Below are 17715 nucleotides of genomic sequence, written 5' to 3'. Positions count from 1 at the left end.
GCAGAAGAGGGGATGACGATGAGGCCAAAATTAACTGATGTAGCGGAGAAGGCTGGCTGCTCGCCGACGACTGTCTCGCGGGTGATCAACAACTACGGCTACATCAGCCAGAAGACCAGGGACCGGGTGTACGCGGCCATGCGGGAGCTGAACTACCAGCCCAACACCCTGGCCCGGTCTTTGCATGGCAAGCAGACCAAGATGATTGGGGTGATCATGCCCAGCATCACCAATCCCTTCTTCGCGGAACTGGTCGCGGCAATTGAAGACAAGCTGGAAGCGGACGGCTACAAGATGCTGCTCTGCGACGCCGGCCAGGACAGCGATAAAGAGCGACGCTATCTGCGGATGCTGGAGGCCAACCGGGTCGACGGGATCATCGCGGGTTCGCACAACCTGGGGATTGAAGAATACCAGCGCCATGGCCTGCCGATCGTTTCCTTTGACCGGGACCTGTCTGACCAGGTGCCGATCGTGACCAGTGACAACTACCAGGGCGGCTGCCTGGCTACCCAAGCCTTGGTTGACGCGGGATGCGGGCATGTCTACTTTGTCGGCAATCTGGTTAAAACCGGCAACCCGACCTCCCGCCGCTTTGACGGCTACGCGGACACGGTGGCCGCGACGGGATTGACGGTACACACGGCCCGGTCAGCCTTTTACGAGTCTCCGGCGGCTAAGGCGCGAGAACTCCGGGAGCTCTTGACCAGCGGGCGGAAGATCGACGGGGTCTTTTGCTCAGACGATCTTACGGCCATCCTGCTCTTAAAAGAAGCCAGGAAGCTGGGGATCAGGGTGCCGGAGGACTTGAAAATCGTTGGCTTTGACGGGACCCAGCTGGTCCAGAACTACGTGCCGGAATTAGCGACGGTCGTCCAGCCGGTTCCAGACCTGGCCGGGACCTTGGTCAAGCTGCTCTATGAGCGGATCGCGGACCCGGAAAAGAAGCTGGCCCAAAACAGCTACCTGCTCCCGGTCAAGCTGCTGAGAAATCAGACTGTTTAAGCATCTCCTGCGGGGGGTGCTTTTCCTGTCTTTGCCAGGAAATCTGTATTTTTCCCGAAAAGCGCTTATAATAGAATTAGGAAGCAATTTTTAGTTAAAAGAAAGCTAAGGTGACAAGCATGGAGAAGAAGAAACGCGTTTGGCTGTTCATTCTGGCTTTTAGCCTGATCGGCCTCCTGGTCTACGGGGCGGAAATTGCCTATGCTTTTATGAAGGACCGCAACAAGAAGATGGAATACAGCTTCGATGAAGAAGAGGCGGAAGATCCGCAGGAAATGGAAGCTGACTACAAGAATCAAGAATAGTGCTAACTACTGAATAAAGTGGAAGAAATTGGGCCTGGCTTTGCCTGGCCAATTTTGTCCTGGGTCTTCATGGCTTTGGTCATGCTGATGTGGTTTATCCCGGACCAGCGGGCCAAGGAGTGGCGGGAAAAAATAAGAATCAAGAACAGAAAAAAGAGTAAAGAAAAAATCCACAAGCCAGGCTTGTGGTTTTTTGTTGTTATAAGGCTAATTCAAGCAGGTCGACCTTGCTGTCTCCGATGTCGTCGTAGTAGACAGTTTCCTGGCTGACAAAGCGCCAGCCGTTCTTTTCATAGAGGCGGCGGGCAGGAACGTTGCCATCCATGCTGTCCAAGCGGATGGATTTACAGCCGAGCTTTTTGGCCTGGTCCTTGATAAAGGTCAAAAGGACAGAGGACAGGCCCTGCCGGCGGAAGGATGGGTGGACCCCGTAGAGGTGGAGGACGGCGATTTCGTTGTCTTCAGCTGGGGTTGGCCAGGCAAATTTACTGTAAAGAGGGTCATTACCCACAGTCAAGATGCCGGCTGAGGCGATCTTGCCGTCCTTGATGCCAACCACGGCCCGCTTTTGTGCAATTGCTTCCGCGATGTCTTTTTCGCTTGGGTAGATCCCCCAGTGCCAGTCGGCCCCGAACTGGTCGTCTTTTTGGTGGGCGCAGATGTCCTGGTAGAACTGGCAGAGGGCAGCCAAGTCAGCTTCTATTGCCAAGCGGCAGTTTAATTCAGTCATGCTTTTTTCTCTTTAAAAAATGAAATCCTTACAGCTTATTTTACTTAGAGCATTGCTTATCAATCTGAGAATATTCTAGCAAAAAAGCTGGCGAAGAACAAAAAAGGAACTGGGTAAACCAGTTCCTTTCGCTTGGTGCGGACGAGAAGACTTGAACTTCCACGACCAAAAGCGGTCACAAGATCCTTAGTCTTGCGCGTCTGCCAATTCCGCCACGCCCGCAAGCACATCTATTAGTATAGCAAAGGCAGGGAAAAGTGCAAGTGCTTTTTGCAAATAAAAATAATAAGTTTTTTGCCCTAATCCCTTGCTTTTTCTTCTGGATCGGGTATACTAGTAGTCGTGCCTTGCAAAAAGGCTAAGCAAAATAAATGGCCCGTTGGTCAAGTGGTTAAGACACCGCCCTTTCACGGCGGTAACATGGGTTCAAATCCCGTACGGGTCATATGGAGGATTAGCTCAGCTGGGAGAGCATCTGCCTTACAAGCAGAGGGTCACAGGTTCGAGCCCTGTATCCTCCATTTTTTATTTTGAATTTCTTTTTATTTTCAATTACATGGCAAAAGCAGCTCAGGAGTAAATCCTCAGCTGCTTTTTTCTTTATCTATTCTCTTTTTTAGCAAAAATCAGTCCAGATCCAGCTGCCGCTTGACTTCGTCTGCCATGTTATCAGCCGGGATGACGATTTCCCGGCAGCTGTGGCCTGAGAAGGCCTCCATGGCCTTTGGGGCAGGGCCGGTTAGGTCAGTCAGTTCCTTAAGGGCTGGCAGGCCTTTTTCCTTAACATTTTGCCCGCTGATGGCGTGGTAGACGGTTTCCGGGAACTTGTAAGGGCTGGCGGTAGAGAGGACGACAGTTGGTTTATCGTCTTCTTCCTTAAAGCGCTTAGCAGCTAAAGAAGCAACAGCCGTGTGCGGGTCGATGACATAGCCGCTCTCTTCGTAAACCCGCTTGATTTCGCCTTCGATTTCTTCTGGAGTGGCGTAGTCGGCCCAGAAGCCGGAAAGCTTCTTTTGCATGTCTTCTGGCAATTGGTATTCGCCCTTTGTATTCAGATGCTCCATCAAAGACTTGACTGTGGCCGGGTCCTGGCAGAGGTCAAAGAGCAGGCGCTCCAGGTTGCTGGAAACCAGGATGTCCATGGACGGGGAGTTGGTCACGTAGAAGTCCCGCTTCTTGTCATACTTGCCCGTCTTGAAAAAGTCGGTTAAGACATTGTTCTTGTTGGAAGCGCAGATCAGGCGGCCGACTGGCAGGCCCAGTTTTTGAGCATAATAGCCGGCCAGAATGTCGCCGAAATTGCCAGTTGGCACGGAGAAATTGACGGGATCGCCAAAGGCAATGGCTTCTTGGTCCAGCAGCTGCTTGTAGGCGGCGAAGTAGTAGACGACCTGGGGCAAGAGGCGGCCAACATTCATGGAGTTGGCACTGGAGAAGGTCAAATCGTGGTCAGCCAGCAAACTGTTCATGTCCGGGTCGTTAAAAATCTGCTTGACCCTGGTCTGGGCCTGGTCAAAGTTGCCCTCAACCGCTACAGCCACGGTGTTGTCGCTGTTTTCGCTCAGCATCTGCTTGAGCTGGATCGGGGCCACCCCTTGGTAAGGGTAAAAGACGATGACCCGGGTTTTGGCTAAGGACTGGAAGCCCCGCATGGCGGCGGTTCCGGTGTCCCCGGAAGTCGCGGTCAAAATCACGATCCCCCTGTGGCCGTCTGAGTTTTCCAAGGCTGTCTTCATCAAGCGGGGCAGGCACTGCAAGGCCACGTCCTTAAAGGCCAGGGTTGGCCCGTGGAAGAGCTCCAGGTAGTAATTGCCGGCCTTCTTATCAGTCAGCGGGGCGATCCGGTCGTCATCCCACTGCTGGCCGTAGGCGCTTTTAACAATCTCTGCCAGTTGCTCTGCACTGTAGTCAGTCAAGAAGAGGGCCAGGATCTTTTTAGCCATATCCTGGTAAGGCAGGGCAAAAATTTCCTTTAAAGCAGCGGCTGAAAATGGAGCCGGAAATTCTTTAGGCACGAAAAGGCCGCCATCTGGGGATAGGCCTTGGACGATTGCCTGGGCAGCGGTAACTTCCTGCCCCTGGCTGCGGGTACTGCGGTAAATCATAAATCCTCCCTAAAAGTCAGATGCGTGATCTGTAAACTAGTGACGATGGTTGAAAAAGATTTTTTCCTTTATGGCTAATTATAACGGGGAAATCATTTTTCTAAAAGGGAAAATATGATAAAATGATTAAAGAACTAGCGATTGCCAATTATTGAGGTGAAATAGCGTGAAAATCAAAGTTCCAGCATCCAGCGCCAACCTGGGCCCGGGTTTCGACTCCATCGGGGTGGCCATTTCCTTGTACCTAACCATTGAAGTAATCGGGGAGAGCGACCACTGGCAGGTAGACCATAACTTAGGGTACCTGCCAAGCGGGAAAGACAATATGATCGTCCAGGCGGCTTTAAGCGTCAAGCCGGATTTAACCCCCCAGCACCTGCGGGTGGAATCAGACATCCCCCTGGCTCATGGCCTGGGCTCCAGTTCCAGCGCCATCGTGGGCGGGATTGAACTGGCCGACCAATTGGGGCAACTCAACCTGGATCCCCATGAAAAAATCGAAATCGCGGCCCAACTGGAAGGGCATCCGGACAATGTAGCCCCGACCATTCTGGGCAGCCTGGTTGTCGGCTGCAAGGTCAACGGCCACTTTACAGCTGTCAAGGCCCCGGTACCGCCTTTTGCCATGATCGCCTACATCCCGGCCTATAACTTAAAGACCAGCGATGCCCGGGCCGTTTTGCCCAAGCAGATTTCCTTTAAAGAGGCGGTTCAGGCCAGTGCCGTGGCCAACACGGCGGTAGCGGCCCTTTTTGCCCAGGATTATGAAAAGGCCGGGGAGTTAATGGAGGCTGACCTCTTCCATGAGCGCTACAGAAGCAAATTGGTGCCGGAACTGGAGATCATCCGCAATGTCGGCCATGAGCATGGGGCGGTAGCGACCTACCTGTCAGGAGCCGGCCCGACCATTATGAGCCTGGTTGACCCCCAGCATATCAGCGACTTTGTCGACGCGGTCAGAGAGGCGGGTTTAAAGGATGGAATCCGCCGGCTGGAAGTTGCCCCGCGGGGTGCTTTTTGGCAAGAATAAAGAAGAAAAGGGCGGGCTGGACAGGAAAAGGAAGTTTTTGAGCAAAAATCTTGCCAAAAGGCTTGCATTCCTGTCGCGTTTCTGTATAATAAATAAATGTCGGTTGACGAAAGTCAGCCGCAGCCCACTTGGGTCGTTAGCTCAGCTGGCAGAGCACCGGACTCTTAATCCGGGTGTCCAGGGTTCGATCCCCTGACGACCCATCGCGCTTTGGCGCTAGTTAAATAAACCCATTTGGGTCGTTAGCTCAGCTGGCAGAGCACCGGACTCTTAATCCGGGTGTCCAGGGTTCGATCCCCTGACGACCCATCGCGCTTCGGCGCTAGTTAAATAAACCCAATTTGGGTCGTTAGCTCAGCTGGCAGAGCACCGGACTCTTAATCCGGGTGTCCAGGGTTCGATCCCCTGACGACCCATCGCGCTTCGGCAATAGTTAAATAAACCCATTTGGGTCGTTAGCTCAGCTGGCAGAGCACCGGACTCTTAATCCGGGTGTCCAGGGTTCGATCCCCTGACGACCCATCGCGAGACATCATGCGTGTGCATGATGTCTTTTTTTACTTTTAGGCAAATATTTCAAGGCAGTTAATGCCGGGTAAAATATTACAAATGTTACAGAAAATGTCTTCCCTGTAATCTATTCTTAACTGGACCGTTACTTTTTTGCTATGATTTTGAAATTTGGCTCTGTTAGCATATAGACTGTCAAATGACATAAGAGTAGCAAGAAGGAATTTGCCAAAGGATAAGTAACTTGGCAGATGAGAGCTTGCGACAAGCAAAGGAGAGAATTTCTTTGAACATCAAATCTAACGTACTTAAATCAGTATTTGCTGCAGGCTTGGCTTTGACTGGCGTGGCAGCGATCGGCTTAGGCACGAACGGTCAAGCAGACGCGGCAACCATCGGTGACAGCGTAACGGTTGACTACATTGATGGACAATCAATTGCAACTTGGTCAAATTACTACACTGCTACGGTTACCGGTTCCGTTAAGGACGGCAGCTCATGGAAGGTAGTTAAGACCGCCCGCGACGCTTCAGGTGAAAAGTGGTACAAGATCGGCAAGCGCCAATGGATCATGGCCAAGTACACCACTGAAGCATCAACTGCTTCAAACAGCACTTACAACGCGAATACTACCAGCACTAACACTGCTAACAACACGACCAGTTCAACTACTGGCTACACTACGAGCTACAGCTCATCAGCAAATAACTACGGCTACGGCTCAAGCTATAACTACAGCTACAGCGCGAATACTGGCGCAGCCAACACTTCCAGCTACAGCGCAAGCACGACCAGTTCAAGCACTTCTGCTTCAACTTCAACTGCTTCCGCAAGCACTTCCAGCTCAACTTCAACTTCTTCTTCATCATCTGAAGAAGCAGCTAAGGCTTGGATCGCAAGCAAGGAAAGCGGCGGTTCATACACTGCCTCAAACGGTAACTACTACGGCAAGTACCAATTGAGCTTGAGCTACTTGAATGGTGACACTTCTGCCGCCAACCAGGAAAAGGTTGCCAACAGCTACGTTCAAAGCCGGTATGGTTCATGGACTGCAGCCAAGGCCTTCTGGCAAGCTAATGGCTGGTACTAATCAGCTGCTGGTCAAAGATGGTTCCTTTCGGGGAACCATCTTTTTCTTTGCCTTTTTGTGGAGAAAAAAGCTGCTAAACAAGTTATAATAAAAGAGATGGGATAGAATTTGAATTGAGAAACAGAGGTTCAAAGATGAAGAAATTTTTCATAAGCGTGGCAGCTGCTTTGGCAATCGGGACGGCTTTCGTGGCCAGCCAGGTAAGACCAGTTGCAGCCAGTAGCCGGCAGGCGGTTTTTACCCTGCCTAAGGGCTATACTAAGGCCAACTTGAAGAAGGCCTACTGGTACTCCAACTTGTCTAAGAGCCAGCAGAAGAAGTGGCTGAAAAACAAGAAGAACGCGGCTTGGCTGAAGAAGTGGCGGGAGATCAACGTTAAGGGGATGCAGGCCAATACTTTTGACCAAAGTTCCTGGTCAGAGTCCAGCAAGGACAACAAGACCATTGTTAAATTGATCAATGGCCACTTGAATACCAGTCAGTTCAAGACTTTGGCAACCTACTCCCTCCGCTTGATCAACCAGGCCCGGGTCAAGCTGGGCCTGAAGAAGTGGAAGTACAGCAAGGGGACCCAGAAGCTGGCCTTGGAAATTTCCAAGGAATACGTGGCAAACAAGAAGACCATCGCCACTGGCCACTATGTGCCAGGGATTGTCCGGGCCACTAACCGGGTCGGCTTGAAATTGCCAGGCAACTACAACTATGTCGAAGACATGGCCGGCTTTAAGGACGGCAGTCAGATGACCATGACGGCTATGAAGAAGGACATCTACTTTGGCTTGAAGACCATGATGTTTGGCTACCGCTATGCTAACCAGAGCAAGGTCAAGCAGCTGAGCCAGTACACGGAATGGGAGCACGCCGGGGACCTCATGAATACCCAGGGCGGCAAGTATGACGGCGACTGGGACTACTACGGCTTTAACGTTTCCTACACTAACGGCACTTACTCCCTGCACTATATCGGAGTGCCAGCCCACCTTAAGTGGGCCTACGGCGGCGCCTACTGGGGCAGCTTTAAGGCTTAGGGAAGAATAGACAAAAGAATAATGTGTAAAGAGGCTAAGCAATCAGCCTCTTTTTTCGTGCTGTTTTATTGGAGCATGATCTGTTTTATATCTTTTGGCCAATAACTGGTCTAAGTTTTTTCAGCTTTGCATGTTAAATTTTCTCCTCAAAAGAAGTTAATAATCTAATTTTTGTAAGCCTTTTCTAAAAAAGATGGCAAAGAAAAGGGGGAAGGGTCTTAACATTGGTCTAATTTTCAACTATAGTATTGGCCATAGAAAGAAATCAAAAAAAGAAGTAAAAAAACGAGGCAAAAGCAGATGAAAGCAGCAAGCAGATTAGAAGCAGATTCAATTGGCAGTCTTGAAGTCCCGACAGCCGCCTACTACGGGGTCCAGGCTGAACGGGCCAGCCGGAATTTTGAAATTACGCATTTAAAGATGAGTCCGGTTTTTCTGAGCAACCTGGCCTTGATCAAAAAGGCAGCTGCCAGCGTAAACTTTGAAATTGGTCTACTCACTAAGCCGCAGGCTGACGCGATTAAAACTGCTTGCGATGAAGTGATTGCCGGCAAATTCGCGGAAGATTTCATCGTCGACCCAATCCAAGGCGGAGCCGGGACTAGCGCTAACATGAACATGAACGAGGTTATTGCTAACCGGGCAAACGAGCTTTTAGGCGGCAAGCGGGGGACTTACGACCTGGTTCACCCTAACGACCAGGTCAACATGGCCCAGTCTACCAACGACACCATTCCAACGGCTGGCAAGATGACCACCATCCTGCTCAGTGAAAAGCTGGTTGTCAGCCTAGACAAGTTGGAAGCTTCTCTGCGGATCAAGGCAGATGAATTCTCTGACGTGATCAAGATGGGGCGAACACAGCTGCAAGACGCGGTGCCGATGACCTTAGGTGACAGCTTTGCCGGCTACGCTTCAATGGTCAGCCGCTTAAAGAAGCGGCTGGAAAAAGCCGTCATGGAAATGCACGAGATCAACCTAGGGGCAACGGCGATCGGGACCGGGATCAACGCTTCCCAATACTACAAAGACCACATCGCCGGGCAGTTGAGCAAGCTCTTTGGCTTTGAACTCAAGCAGGCCGACGACCTCTTTGACGCTACGGAAAACCTGGACTCCTTCGTGGAAGTGTCTGGTGCCCTTAAGGCCTGCGCCATCAGCCTGTCCAAGATGTCCAACGACCTCCGTCTTTTGTCTTCCGGACCGCGTTGCGGTTTCGCCGAAATCAACCTGCCGGCCAAGCAAAACGGGTCTTCCATCATGCCGGGCAAGGTCAACCCGGTTATCCCAGAAGTCGTCAGCCAGGTGGCCTTTCTGGTCTGCGGCCACGACACCACCATCACCATGGCGGCAGAAGCCGGGCAACTGGAACTGAACGCTTTTGAGCCAGTTGTCTTCTACCAGCTTTTCGAATCTTTTACGGCTTTGACTGGGGCAGTCGATACTTTGGTAGAAAACTGCATTACGGGCATCACCGCCAACAAGGGTCGCTGCAAGCAGCTCAAGGAAGGCAGCGTCGGCATCGCCACTGTTCTTTGCCCATACCTGGGCTACCAGCTCTCAGCCAAGATCGCCAAGCGGGCCCTTAAGGAAAAGCGCAGCGTCCGGGAACTGGTCTTGGAAAGTCACTTGATGAGTGAAGAAAAGCTGGACAGTTTATTAGGATAGTTTTTTAAAAGTGATCATGCTAGTCAATTTAGGCTGAGAAAGAGTCTGGGGCCAGTACAGGTTTCCTGTACCGGCTTTTTTGTGTGAGTTTCTGCTAAAAATAAGCGTTATGGGTCCGTTAAAAAGACCCTGGCAGATGTTAAATTGTGTTTTAAAGCGAACACAGTTAAGTATGGAAAAGCAAGAAAGAGATGGCTGACCAAAATGTTAAAAAGAGAACGGCTTGACCAAGTCATGAATATGGTTACTGAGCAAAATTACATAGCAGTCGCGGATTTAGCAAAGAGCCTGTAGGTTTCAGAAATGACAATCCGCCGTGACTTCTACCAGTTTTACAGTCTGTATGACATCGATAAACTGGTCACCAATTCCTAAGTTTCCGTAGATGTCCTGAAATATTACCAGCAATATACTTCGGTGCGGACAAATATTGAAGCATAAAAAAGCGTTGACAGAAAAATCTGTCAACGCTTTTTAGCTTGTTTAACTTTAATTGCTTAAACTCGGATGGACACTTCAATGCTTTTCGCTGAGCCAGCACCAGCCCCCAAAGAGGAGGGCCCAGCTAGCGGCCAGACTTGCCCCGAAGACATCAGCCGGAATAAAGAAGAGGCTGAAGAAGATGACCAGGAAGAAGGCGATGGTCAAAGGACTGGAGAGCTTGTAAAAAGGCATCTTGAAGCCGGCAGCTATGAAATCGCTGGATTCCCGGTACTTGCGGTGGGCCAAGAGGGCCAGAACATAAACCAGGATGTACATGTCACTCGTTGCCCCGGCCACCGTGCCAAAAACTTCAATAGCCGTGCTGGAGAAGCTCATGATTGGCGCGATCAGCATTAAGGCAACGGAGACAGCGATCCCCGCGGCTGGCACGCCATTTGCGGAAATCTTGGCGAAGTGCTTTTTCAAAAAGGAATACTTAGGTGCTTCTTCAGCCAATTGGAAGAAGTGGCGGCCGGCAGAAAAGATCCCGGAGTTAAGAGAAGAAGCCGCGGCGGTCAATACGACGAAGTTGAAGACTGAAGCAACAGCATTAAAGCCGGCGATCTTGAAGACCTGGACGAAAGGACTTGTCCCGCTGGTAATTTTTCCCCAAGGGATGACGCACATGATTACGGCTAAAGTAGCGATGTAGAAAAGAAGGATCCGGAGCAGGGTTTCGTTGACGGCCTTCTTGATGACCTTCTTCGGGTTCTTGGCCTCGCCAATGGTAATCGTCACGAATTCAATCCCGGCAAAGGAGAAGAATACCATCGGGAAAGCGGTGAAGAAGGCGTACTTGCCTTTTGGCAAAAGGGAGAAGCTGCCGGTGAAGTTGCTGAGGCTGGCGTGACCAACCGGAGTTTTAGCATTCGCGGCAACCATGATGATCCCGGTTACGACCAAGGAGATGATGGCGATGATCTTGATCATGGCAAACCAGAATTCAGTTTCGCCAAAAAGCTTGGCCGCCGTCAAGTTGAGCAGGGTCAAGAGGACTAGGACGCTAACTTCAATCAGCCAGGCGGGCAGGCCGGGCAGCCAGTACTGGACATAGGTTGAAACGGCCGTCAGCTCCGCCATGCAGGCAAAGAGGATGCCGATCCAGTAGGTCCAGCCGGCAAAGCGTCCAGCCGCCTCACCCAGGTATCTGGTGATGAAGGAGACGAAGGTGTGGCTGTTGGAGTCAAAATAGAACATCTCTCCTAAAGCCCGCAAGAGGAAGAAGAAAAAGAGGCCCATGATGGCGTAGATAAAAATAACTGAGGGACCAGTCGCGGAAATCGTGGTCCCGGCCCCCAAGAAGAGGCCGGTACCGATCGTGCCGCCAATGGCAATCATCTGCACGTGCCGGTTGGACAAGGAGCGGATAGTCCCGTCCGTGTTTTCAATGCTGCGGTCTTCCATAAAGCAAGTCCTTCCTACTAAAGCAACTAGAAAAAAATAAAAGTAAAATTAAAATAAAATAATAATTTATGGTTGTATAATATAGGATTCAGTCTTTTTTGTAAAGATAAAATCCTTTAAGAAAGGGCAAAAAAGCAGGTTGTCAAAATAAAATTAATTTGACAACCTGCTAAAGCTAAAAATGTTTTGTTTTGGCCGGGTTAGACTAAAGAAAATCAAGTCACCCTGAGTAATTACTTTTTCAGATTTTTCTTACAGCTCTTCGTCCTTGGTCAATTCGTAGATGGCTTCAGCGTAGATAGCGATGGACAGGATCAAGTCGTCCAGCATCATGAATTCGTTGGCGGCGTGCATAACCATTGGGCCGTTTTCCGGCTGGGCCCCGAAGGCAACCCCGCGTTCAAAGAGGCGGCCGTAAGTCCCGCCGCCGATTACGACTTCGTGGCCCGGCTTGCCGGTCTGCTTTTCGTAAACCTTGAGCAAAGTTTGCACCATTGGGTCGCTGCCCGGCACGTAGTGCGGTTCTTCAAAGCCGTTGTAAGTGACATCCAGGATGCCGCTGAACTTGTCCATAATCTGCTTGATCATGGTGTCCGGGTCAGTCCCTTGCGGGTAGCGGACATTGTTCAAGAGGCTGGCCTTGCCGGCGTGTTCGTAGTCGAACATGGACGGGCTGCTGGCCAGATCGCCCATCAGATCATCGTGGTGGAAGATGCCCAGCTTCTTGCCATAAAAGTCTTCGTGTTCCACTTCAGCCAGGAAGTGGAGGAAGTTCTTGTCCCGGCCGGCAAAAGCGTATTGGTCCAGGAAGAGGGCCAGGAAGGTTGCTGAGTTCTTGCCGACTTGCGGAGCTGAAGCGTGGGCCCCTTGGCCCATCAAGACGATATCGGCGCTTTCGTCATTAATTTCAAATGATCCGTCCAATTCCTTGTCTGCCAAAAAGCTTTCGTAAGCCAATTTAACAGCTTCCAGGTCAGGTCCGGAGATAGTAGCCCGGGTAACCTGCGGAGTCACGTTAGTGGCAATCCCGGCTTTGAACTTGTCTAAAACATAGTCGCCCTTAGTATCATCGTTCTTGAAGCTGAATTCCAGGGTGAAGATCCCTTGTTCACCATTGATGATCGGGTATTCAGCGTCTGGTGAGAAGACGATGTCTGGAGTCGGTTCGTGCTTCAAGTAGTAGTCGATCCCGACCCAGTTGGTTTCTTCGTTGGTCCCTAAGACGAAGTCGATCTTCTTCTTTGGCTTAAAGCCAGCTTCCTTGAGCAAAAGCATCCCGTAGTAGGCAGCTAAGCTTGGCCCCTTGTCGTCGGCGCTGCCCCGGCCGTAAATCCGGCCTTCTTCGTCGATTTCCATCTTGAAGGGGTCCCGGGTCCAGCCTTCACCAGCTGGCACTACGTCCATGTGGCCGATGATGCCCAGGCGCTTGTCACCTTCACCGAAGTTGACCCGGCCGGCGTAGTTGGCGAAGTTTTCCGTGTCAAAGCCGTCCCGCTTGGCAAAGCTGAGGAACTTGGTCATGGCGTCAACCGGACCCTTGCCAACTGGGTATTCTTCCGTGGCGTTTTCCAGGTCTTCGGAAGAGTCAATGGCGATCAATTCCTCTAAGTCTTTTAAGATCGCGTCCTTCTTGGCTTCCGCCAGTTCTTTAAAGTTTAAGTCCATCTTTTTCTCCTAATGTTTATTTTTAATGCCTGCTGTTTTTTGAAATTAGTTACAAAAAGCAACTAACCACCTAAATAAAATTCTATCAATCTTCGCCAGCCCTGGCAAACAAGACGTCAAGCAAAAAAGCCGCCTTCCAGCAGCTTTAGCGGCGGTATTTAGTTGCCGCGATATCAATCACTCTTTCAGTAAAGACCACCGGTATCGACTGGGGGTCGACTGGCAGGCCTTGGGCCAGGTTCTTGCCCGGCAGGACGATGACCTTCTTAAAGTACTTCTTCAAAGGCGTGTCCGGGTTCATGGTGACCAGGTAGCTGTGCTTGAAGTGGGAAATCGACTTGGGCAAGGGCGATGAGCCAAAAAGTTTGGAGATCCCTGAAACTGAATAAAAGACCGCTGTGGAGTTCTCATCGCTTAGCGGGAAGAGGTGCTCGCCAGCTGCCAGGTTGTCCCCAAAGTAGGTCGACTTGCCCAGATCCCGCATCCCCATGCTGAGCAGCCTGGCCGGCAGTTCAGAATAATAGATCCCGAAAATAAAGTTGGTCGAGCTGGTCGCCAGGACTTCCGCCAATTCTTCCGCGTCCTTTTCATTTGCTGTCCAGACCCGGTTGATAGCGTCATGGTAGTCATCCAGGTATTCGCTGCTTGAAACCGTCGCCTCCTGGCTCTCTTGCTTCTTGATGTAGGTCAGCAGCTGGAACTTGAATTCTTTAAAGCCGGAATAGCCCATCTTCTGGCAGAAGCGCTGAACGGAAGCCAGGGAAGTTCCCGCTTCTTCAGCCAGGTGGTTGATGGTCAGCGACTCAACATTGGTCAAGTCGGAGGTCATTCTCTTCATGATTTTCCGGTCAGATTTGGAGAGCTCAGAAGTCTCAACCGTGAAAAAATTGGTAATGTCCATTTATATCCCTACTTTTGATAAATTTGCTTTAATTTTATCACAATAGTGATAAAAATGGCTAGCCGTCCAAAAAGAATATACCTTATTTCCCGGTCAAGTCCTGGTAGGCCAGTTTCCCGACCGCGTTCTGGGCCAAAAGGATCTGCTCACGCTCTTCCAGGCCCGTGTAATGGCTCATGAAGCAGATGTCATAGTAACTGTCTACGGCAAAAATCCGGGCCGCGTCATGCTCCGTGTCTTCCAGTTCCCCGGTCTTGCTGTAAGAGCAGCCCTCGGGCAGGTCCTGGAGGAGCTTGTTAACGGACTCCTGGTAAGATAGGGCCTTCTGGCAGACCTGGCCAAAAGGAGACGGGTCAGCTAAGAGCCGCTCTAAGAGCTCCAGGGCAGTTTCAGCTGAAAGGTAGTTTTCCCGGTCAGTCACTTCCATCAAGTACCGGCCCAGGTGAAGATGGGCAAATTCTGCTTCAAACCAGGCGGCCATCTTGGCAAAGCCGATAAAATCGATCAAAAAGTTGGTGGCCGTGTTGTCCGAGTCCGACAGCATCAAGTCCAGAATGTCCCGCAGCATCCAGTCCCTTTGGGCCAGGTGGCAGAGCATCCCGCCCTCAACGATCTTGTCTTCCGGGACATGGACCATCTGGCTTAAGTCCTGCGGGTGGGCCTGGTAGTAGCAGGCCACGGCCAGCTTGATCAGGCTGGCTGACTTGAATTCTTCCCCGGCTAAAGGGCCGGCGTAGAGGACGCCGGTCTTGTCTTTGATCAAAAGGGCGGTTTTCCCTGGCAGGGGGGCCAGGATGTCAGCAATCTTTTTAAAATCCAGCATTTTATCTCACCACGATATTATCGCTGACGCATTCGGCGTAACTATTCAAATCCGGGTCCTGGTCAACCATGAAGATGGCGTCCAGGTCGGCAAAAATCGTATTCGGGTTGGCCCGGTAGAAGGCGCAGGCTGCCGCCAAAGACTCAATTGACTCAATCATGCTGCCGACCATGGTTGGCACCCCCCGGCTTTCGGCTAAGTCGTTGATTTTCTGGGCTTCAGACAAGCCGCCCGTCTTCATCAGCTTGATGTTGATGTAGTCGCAGGCATTTTTGGCCAAAACTCTTTGGGCATCCTCGTAGCTTTCCACGGATTCATCCGCCATGATCGGGTAAGGGGAGTGGCGGGTCAAGTAAGCCATGGAATCCAGGTCCCAGGCCGGGACCGGCTGCTCGATAAAGTCGATCAAAAGGCCCTGCTTGTCCCAGTATTCTGCCGCCTGCATGGTCTGCCGGACATCCCAGGCCTGGTTCATGTCTAAGCGCAGGTGAACCATAGGACCAGTCGCGTAGGCCAGGTCTTCGACCAGCTTGATGTCCCGCTTTAAATGGCCAGCCCCCAATTTCAGTTTAAGGGTCTTGAAGCCCTGATCGACCATCTTCTGGGCATTAGCGATCATTTGCTCAGCCTTGCCGATGCTGATGGTGTAGTCGGTCTCCACGCTGCCGCCCTTGCCGCCTAAGAGTTGGGAGAGGGTGAGGCCAAAAAGGTTGGCCCGGGTATTGTAGAGGGCGATTTCGACCGCGGCCTTGGCCGGGGCATTGTGGACGATGGAAGTCTTGACCGTGTTTAAAAGTTCCTTCCAGTCGGTCAGGTTCTTGCCCAAGACGAGAGGCTTGATCGTTTCTTCAATAACGGCTCGGGCGCTGGACAAGCTGTCCCCGGTCACTTTTTCATTAGGGGTGCAGGTACCGATACCCGTTACTCCGTTAGCCAGTCGGACCGTCACCCGGACGGCGTTGACGGCGTCAACCCGGTGCAGGGCCGTGACGAAGGGCTGCTTTAAGGGAATCTGCTTAATGTTGACCTGCAGGTCTGCAACTGCCAATTGTTCAGCCATTTTTTCCTCCTTGTTTATTTTCCTGTTTCTTTATTTTTCTTTTTTCTCCTGTTTCTTTATTTTTCTTTTTTCTCCTGTTTCTTTATTTTTCTTTTTTCTCCTGTTTCTTTATTTTCGCCGATTGTAAAATTAAACTGAACACTGTTCCGATCCAGTAAGAAAAATCGTTTTCACTGGATTAGAGCACAAAAAATCCATTTCAACCATCTGGTAGAATATGAATTACCACAAACATTTCTAGAGAGGTTAAAATGGATCATTCTTATTCTAACACTAAACCACACCAAAAGGGCAAGCACCTTACGCTAAACGACCGGACTACAATCCAGGAGCTGCACTCTAAGGGCTACTCTAATCGTGCTATAGCTAGAGAACTTAACTGCTCACCAAGCACGGTCGGATATGAGCTCAAAAGAGGCACAGTATCCCTGTATACCGGCAATGTGAGGCGGTATAAAGCTGTCGAAGGGCAAAGCACTTACGAACTACATAGAAGCGAATGCGGCCGCAAGAGCTTGTTTCTTCGCAGACATAAGTTCATCGACTATGTTTCCCACTGCTTTCATAATCAAGGCTGGTCTCTTGATGCTTGCGTGGGTTATGCTTTGGCCAAGGGAATCTTCCAGAAAGATCAGGTCGTATCAACCAAAACTCTGTATAACTACGTTGACTTGGGCCTAATGGACATCAAGAACGGTGATCTTCCAGAGAAGGTCAAGCGCAATACTAAGACTCGTCGTGCCCGTGTAAACAAGCGTATCCTGGGACGAAGCATCGATGAACGTAGTCCTAGAATCGAAAGCCGTAAGGACTTTGGCCACTGGGAATGCGATCTGGTTCTTGGACACAAGACTAAGGACGACGATGTGTTGCTTACTCTGTGCGAACGAAAGACGCGTCAGTTCTTCATGATCAAGATTGAGGATAAGACCTCAGCTAGCGTTATGAAGGCATTTGATAAGCTTCGAGAGTACTACGGATCCAAATGGAATCAAATCTTTAAGTCTATCACAACTGACAACGGATCTGAGTTCGCAGATCTATCCAATCTTGAGCAAGTTTCCAAGACTCTTGTGTACTACGCTCATCCTTATACATCTTGTGATAAAGGCAGCGTAGAACGGCACAACGGGCTTATCAGACGCTATATTCCCAAGGGAGACCGTATGGATAAGTACAGTGTGGAAGATATTGCTAAGATCGAGGTATGGTGCAACTCTCTTCCTCGGAAGATCTTAAACTACAAGACTCCAGAAGAGTACTTTGACACCGAACTTGACCGCATTTACCGGCGTAGATAGTCAAAATCTACCAGATGTTATGGTAAGTGTTCAATTTATTCTTGCAATTGGCGGTTTCTTTATTTTTCTTTTTTCTCTTTATATTTTCCTACTTGTCAAAAAGCAGTTCATAGGCCCACCGCTCCGGGTCGACCGAGTCGCTGGTCACCGTAATGATGCCCCGGTAGACAAAGCCCAATTTGTCAGCCAGGTGCTGGACGGCCTGGTTCTGCTTGCCCGTATCCAGGCGGAAGCTCTTAATTCCATTTTCTTGGCCAAAAGCAATTACTTTTTTCAGCAAAAGCTGGCTGAGCCCCTGTCCGCGGAAATCCTTCTTAATGGCGAAGCGGTGCAGAGCCCAGTAGGGAGAACTTCCCGCCCAAATCGGGACTTCATAGTTGGGGTCAAAGTCGGTCGCGGCCATATATGCGGCGACTTGCCCATCTTTAAGTAAAACCCAGCCCTGGCGGTTGTCCAGGTCTTCTTCAATGCTGGCCCGGTTAGGGTAGCCTTCTTGCCACTGGCTGGAGTTTTGCGCCTTCAAAAGGGCCTTGGCGTCTTTTATGATGTCGACAATGTCCTCTAGGTACCGGCTTTCTGCCTTTCTGACTAAGGTTTCTTCAGTCAT

Annotated in this window: 15 protein-coding genes and 7 tRNA genes; 13 read left to right on the top strand and 9 right to left on the bottom strand. The window is 50.6% G+C overall.

The window, feature by feature from the left end; translation table 11 throughout:
- The first annotated feature begins 18 nt into the window (after positions 1–18).
- Positions 19–1005 carry a LacI family DNA-binding transcriptional regulator gene (locus LJ046_RS09400; RefSeq protein ID WP_035176631.1) on the top strand — a complete coding sequence of 329 codons (987 nt, stop codon included), beginning with the start codon at positions 19–21 and terminating at the stop codon, positions 1003–1005.
- A 119-nt stretch (positions 1006–1124) separates the two neighbouring features.
- Positions 1125–1310 carry a hypothetical protein gene (locus tag LJ046_RS09395; protein ID WP_002878837.1) on the top strand — a complete coding sequence of 62 codons (186 nt, stop codon included), beginning with the start codon at positions 1125–1127 and terminating at the stop codon, positions 1308–1310.
- A 199-nt stretch (positions 1311–1509) separates the two neighbouring features.
- On the opposite strand, the gene LJ046_RS09385 is transcribed toward LJ046_RS09395, so the two are convergent.
- Together LJ046_RS09385 and LJ046_RS09380 are read right to left on the bottom strand one after the other, a co-directional pair.
- Complete coding sequence (locus LJ046_RS09385; RefSeq protein ID WP_002878838.1) at positions 1510–2040, bottom strand: GNAT family N-acetyltransferase; 531 nt, start codon at positions 2038–2040, stop codon at positions 1510–1512.
- A gap of 133 nt (positions 2041–2173) precedes the next feature.
- Positions 2174–2262 (bottom strand) — tRNA-Leu (locus tag LJ046_RS09380).
- A gap of 151 nt (positions 2263–2413) precedes the next feature.
- Here LJ046_RS09380 and LJ046_RS09375 point away from each other — a divergent pair.
- Together LJ046_RS09375 and LJ046_RS09370 are read left to right on the top strand one after the other, a co-directional pair.
- Positions 2414–2485 (top strand) — tRNA-Glu (locus LJ046_RS09375).
- A gap of 3 nt (positions 2486–2488) precedes the next feature.
- Positions 2489–2561, top strand: a tRNA-Val gene (locus LJ046_RS09370).
- A gap of 105 nt (positions 2562–2666) precedes the next feature.
- Here LJ046_RS09370 and thrC read toward each other — a convergent pair.
- Entirely contained in the window at positions 2667–4145 is a 1479-nt protein-coding gene (gene thrC, locus LJ046_RS09365) for a threonine synthase (RefSeq protein WP_002878839.1), read from the bottom strand.
- Positions 4146–4311: 166 nt separating this feature from the next.
- Here thrC and thrB point away from each other — a divergent pair, with 166 nt between their 5' ends.
- The 8 genes from thrB (at position 4312) to LJ046_RS09325 (ending at position 9471) form a co-directional block, all read left to right on the top strand.
- The gene (gene thrB / locus LJ046_RS09360; protein WP_002878840.1) at positions 4312–5175 is read left to right on the top strand and encodes a homoserine kinase; all 864 of its coding nucleotides are present in this window, start codon (positions 4312–4314) and stop codon (positions 5173–5175) included.
- Between the two features lie 130 nt (positions 5176–5305).
- Positions 5306–5378, top strand: a tRNA-Lys gene (locus LJ046_RS09355).
- Between the two features lie 33 nt (positions 5379–5411).
- Positions 5412–5484 (top strand) — tRNA-Lys (locus tag LJ046_RS09350).
- Between the two features lie 34 nt (positions 5485–5518).
- A tRNA-Lys gene (locus LJ046_RS09345) sits at positions 5519–5591 on the top strand.
- A gap of 33 nt (positions 5592–5624) precedes the next feature.
- Positions 5625–5697: transfer RNA gene (locus tag LJ046_RS09340), tRNA-Lys, on the top strand.
- Between the two features lie 274 nt (positions 5698–5971).
- On the top strand, positions 5972–6775 hold the full coding sequence (gene apf, locus LJ046_RS09335; protein ID WP_002880452.1) for an aggregation-promoting factor: 804 nt from the start codon (positions 5972–5974) through the stop codon (positions 6773–6775).
- A 134-nt stretch (positions 6776–6909) separates the two neighbouring features.
- Complete coding sequence (locus LJ046_RS09330; RefSeq protein WP_002880462.1) at positions 6910–7803, top strand: SEC10/PgrA surface exclusion domain-containing protein; 894 nt, start codon at positions 6910–6912, stop codon at positions 7801–7803.
- 300 nt (positions 7804–8103) lie between these two features.
- A complete protein-coding gene (locus LJ046_RS09325; RefSeq protein WP_002880466.1) occupies positions 8104–9471 on the top strand; it encodes an aspartate ammonia-lyase in 1368 nt (455 codons plus the stop codon).
- A 516-nt stretch (positions 9472–9987) separates the two neighbouring features.
- Here LJ046_RS09325 and LJ046_RS09320 read toward each other — a convergent pair.
- From LJ046_RS09320 to LJ046_RS09300, 5 genes are all read right to left on the bottom strand, one after another.
- Positions 9988–11358 carry an amino acid permease gene (locus LJ046_RS09320; protein ID WP_002880471.1) on the bottom strand — a complete coding sequence of 457 codons (1371 nt, stop codon included), beginning with the start codon at positions 11356–11358 and terminating at the stop codon, positions 9988–9990.
- Between the two features lie 252 nt (positions 11359–11610).
- Positions 11611–13023, bottom strand: a complete 1413-nt coding sequence (gene pepV / locus LJ046_RS09315) for a dipeptidase PepV (RefSeq protein WP_002880472.1) — start codon at positions 13021–13023, stop codon at positions 11611–11613.
- Between the two features lie 145 nt (positions 13024–13168).
- Complete coding sequence (locus LJ046_RS09310) at positions 13169–13924, bottom strand: MurR/RpiR family transcriptional regulator (RefSeq protein WP_002880473.1); 756 nt, start codon at positions 13922–13924, stop codon at positions 13169–13171.
- An 82-nt stretch (positions 13925–14006) separates the two neighbouring features.
- Positions 14007–14747 (bottom strand): serine hydrolase, encoded by a 741-nt coding sequence (locus tag LJ046_RS09305; protein WP_002880474.1) that lies wholly within the window; start codon positions 14745–14747, stop codon positions 14007–14009.
- Position 14748: 1 nt separating this feature from the next.
- Complete coding sequence (locus LJ046_RS09300) at positions 14749–15807, bottom strand: dipeptide epimerase (RefSeq protein WP_002880476.1); 1059 nt, start codon at positions 15805–15807, stop codon at positions 14749–14751.
- Between the two features lie 251 nt (positions 15808–16058).
- Between LJ046_RS09300 and LJ046_RS09295 the strand changes: the two genes are divergently transcribed.
- The gene (locus LJ046_RS09295) at positions 16059–17108 is read left to right on the top strand and encodes an IS30-like element ISL7 family transposase (protein ID WP_002878880.1); all 1050 of its coding nucleotides are present in this window, start codon (positions 16059–16061) and stop codon (positions 17106–17108) included.
- 88 nt (positions 17109–17196) lie between these two features.
- Here LJ046_RS09295 and LJ046_RS09290 read toward each other — a convergent pair whose 3' ends face one another.
- Positions 17197–17715, bottom strand: coding sequence for a GNAT family N-acetyltransferase (locus LJ046_RS09290; protein ID WP_002879747.1), 519 nt, complete (start codon positions 17713–17715; stop codon positions 17197–17199).

This window comes from Lactobacillus delbrueckii subsp. jakobsenii ZN7a-9 = DSM 26046, from assembly GCF_001888925.1.
Taxonomy (GTDB): Bacteria; Bacillota; Bacilli; order Lactobacillales; family Lactobacillaceae; genus Lactobacillus; species Lactobacillus delbrueckii.
Note: the sequence above shows the minus strand (reverse complement) of the source record. Positions and strands in the feature narration are given on the sequence as shown.

Excerpts from the sequence above, each read along its gene's own strand:
- LJ046_RS09400 (WP_035176631.1), top strand. The coding sequence starts at position 19 with ATGAGGCCAAAATTAACTGATGTAGCGGAGAAGGCTGGCTGCTCGCCG.
- LJ046_RS09395 (WP_002878837.1), top strand. The coding sequence starts at position 1,125 with ATGGAGAAGAAGAAACGCGTTTGGCTGTTCATTCTGGCTTTTAGCCTG.
- LJ046_RS09385 (WP_002878838.1), bottom strand. The coding sequence starts at position 2,040 with ATGACTGAATTAAACTGCCGCTTGGCAATAGAAGCTGACTTGGCTGCC.
- thrC (WP_002878839.1), bottom strand. The coding sequence starts at position 4,145 with ATGATTTACCGCAGTACCCGCAGCCAGGGGCAGGAAGTTACCGCTGCC.
- LJ046_RS09330 (WP_002880462.1), top strand. The coding sequence starts at position 6,910 with ATGAAGAAATTTTTCATAAGCGTGGCAGCTGCTTTGGCAATCGGGACG.
- LJ046_RS09325 (WP_002880466.1), top strand. The coding sequence starts at position 8,104 with ATGAAAGCAGCAAGCAGATTAGAAGCAGATTCAATTGGCAGTCTTGAA.
- LJ046_RS09320 (WP_002880471.1), bottom strand. The coding sequence starts at position 11,358 with ATGGAAGACCGCAGCATTGAAAACACGGACGGGACTATCCGCTCCTTG.
- pepV (WP_002880472.1), bottom strand. The coding sequence starts at position 13,023 with ATGGACTTAAACTTTAAAGAACTGGCGGAAGCCAAGAAGGACGCGATC.
- LJ046_RS09310 (WP_002880473.1), bottom strand. The coding sequence starts at position 13,924 with ATGGACATTACCAATTTTTTCACGGTTGAGACTTCTGAGCTCTCCAAA.
- LJ046_RS09305 (WP_002880474.1), bottom strand. The coding sequence starts at position 14,747 with ATGCTGGATTTTAAAAAGATTGCTGACATCCTGGCCCCCCTGCCAGGG.
- LJ046_RS09300 (WP_002880476.1), bottom strand. The coding sequence starts at position 15,807 with ATGGCTGAACAATTGGCAGTTGCAGACCTGCAGGTCAACATTAAGCAG.
- LJ046_RS09295 (WP_002878880.1), top strand. The coding sequence starts at position 16,059 with ATGGATCATTCTTATTCTAACACTAAACCACACCAAAAGGGCAAGCAC.
- LJ046_RS09290 (WP_002879747.1), bottom strand. The coding sequence starts at position 17,715 with ATGACTGAAGAAACCTTAGTCAGAAAGGCAGAAAGCCGGTACCTAGAG.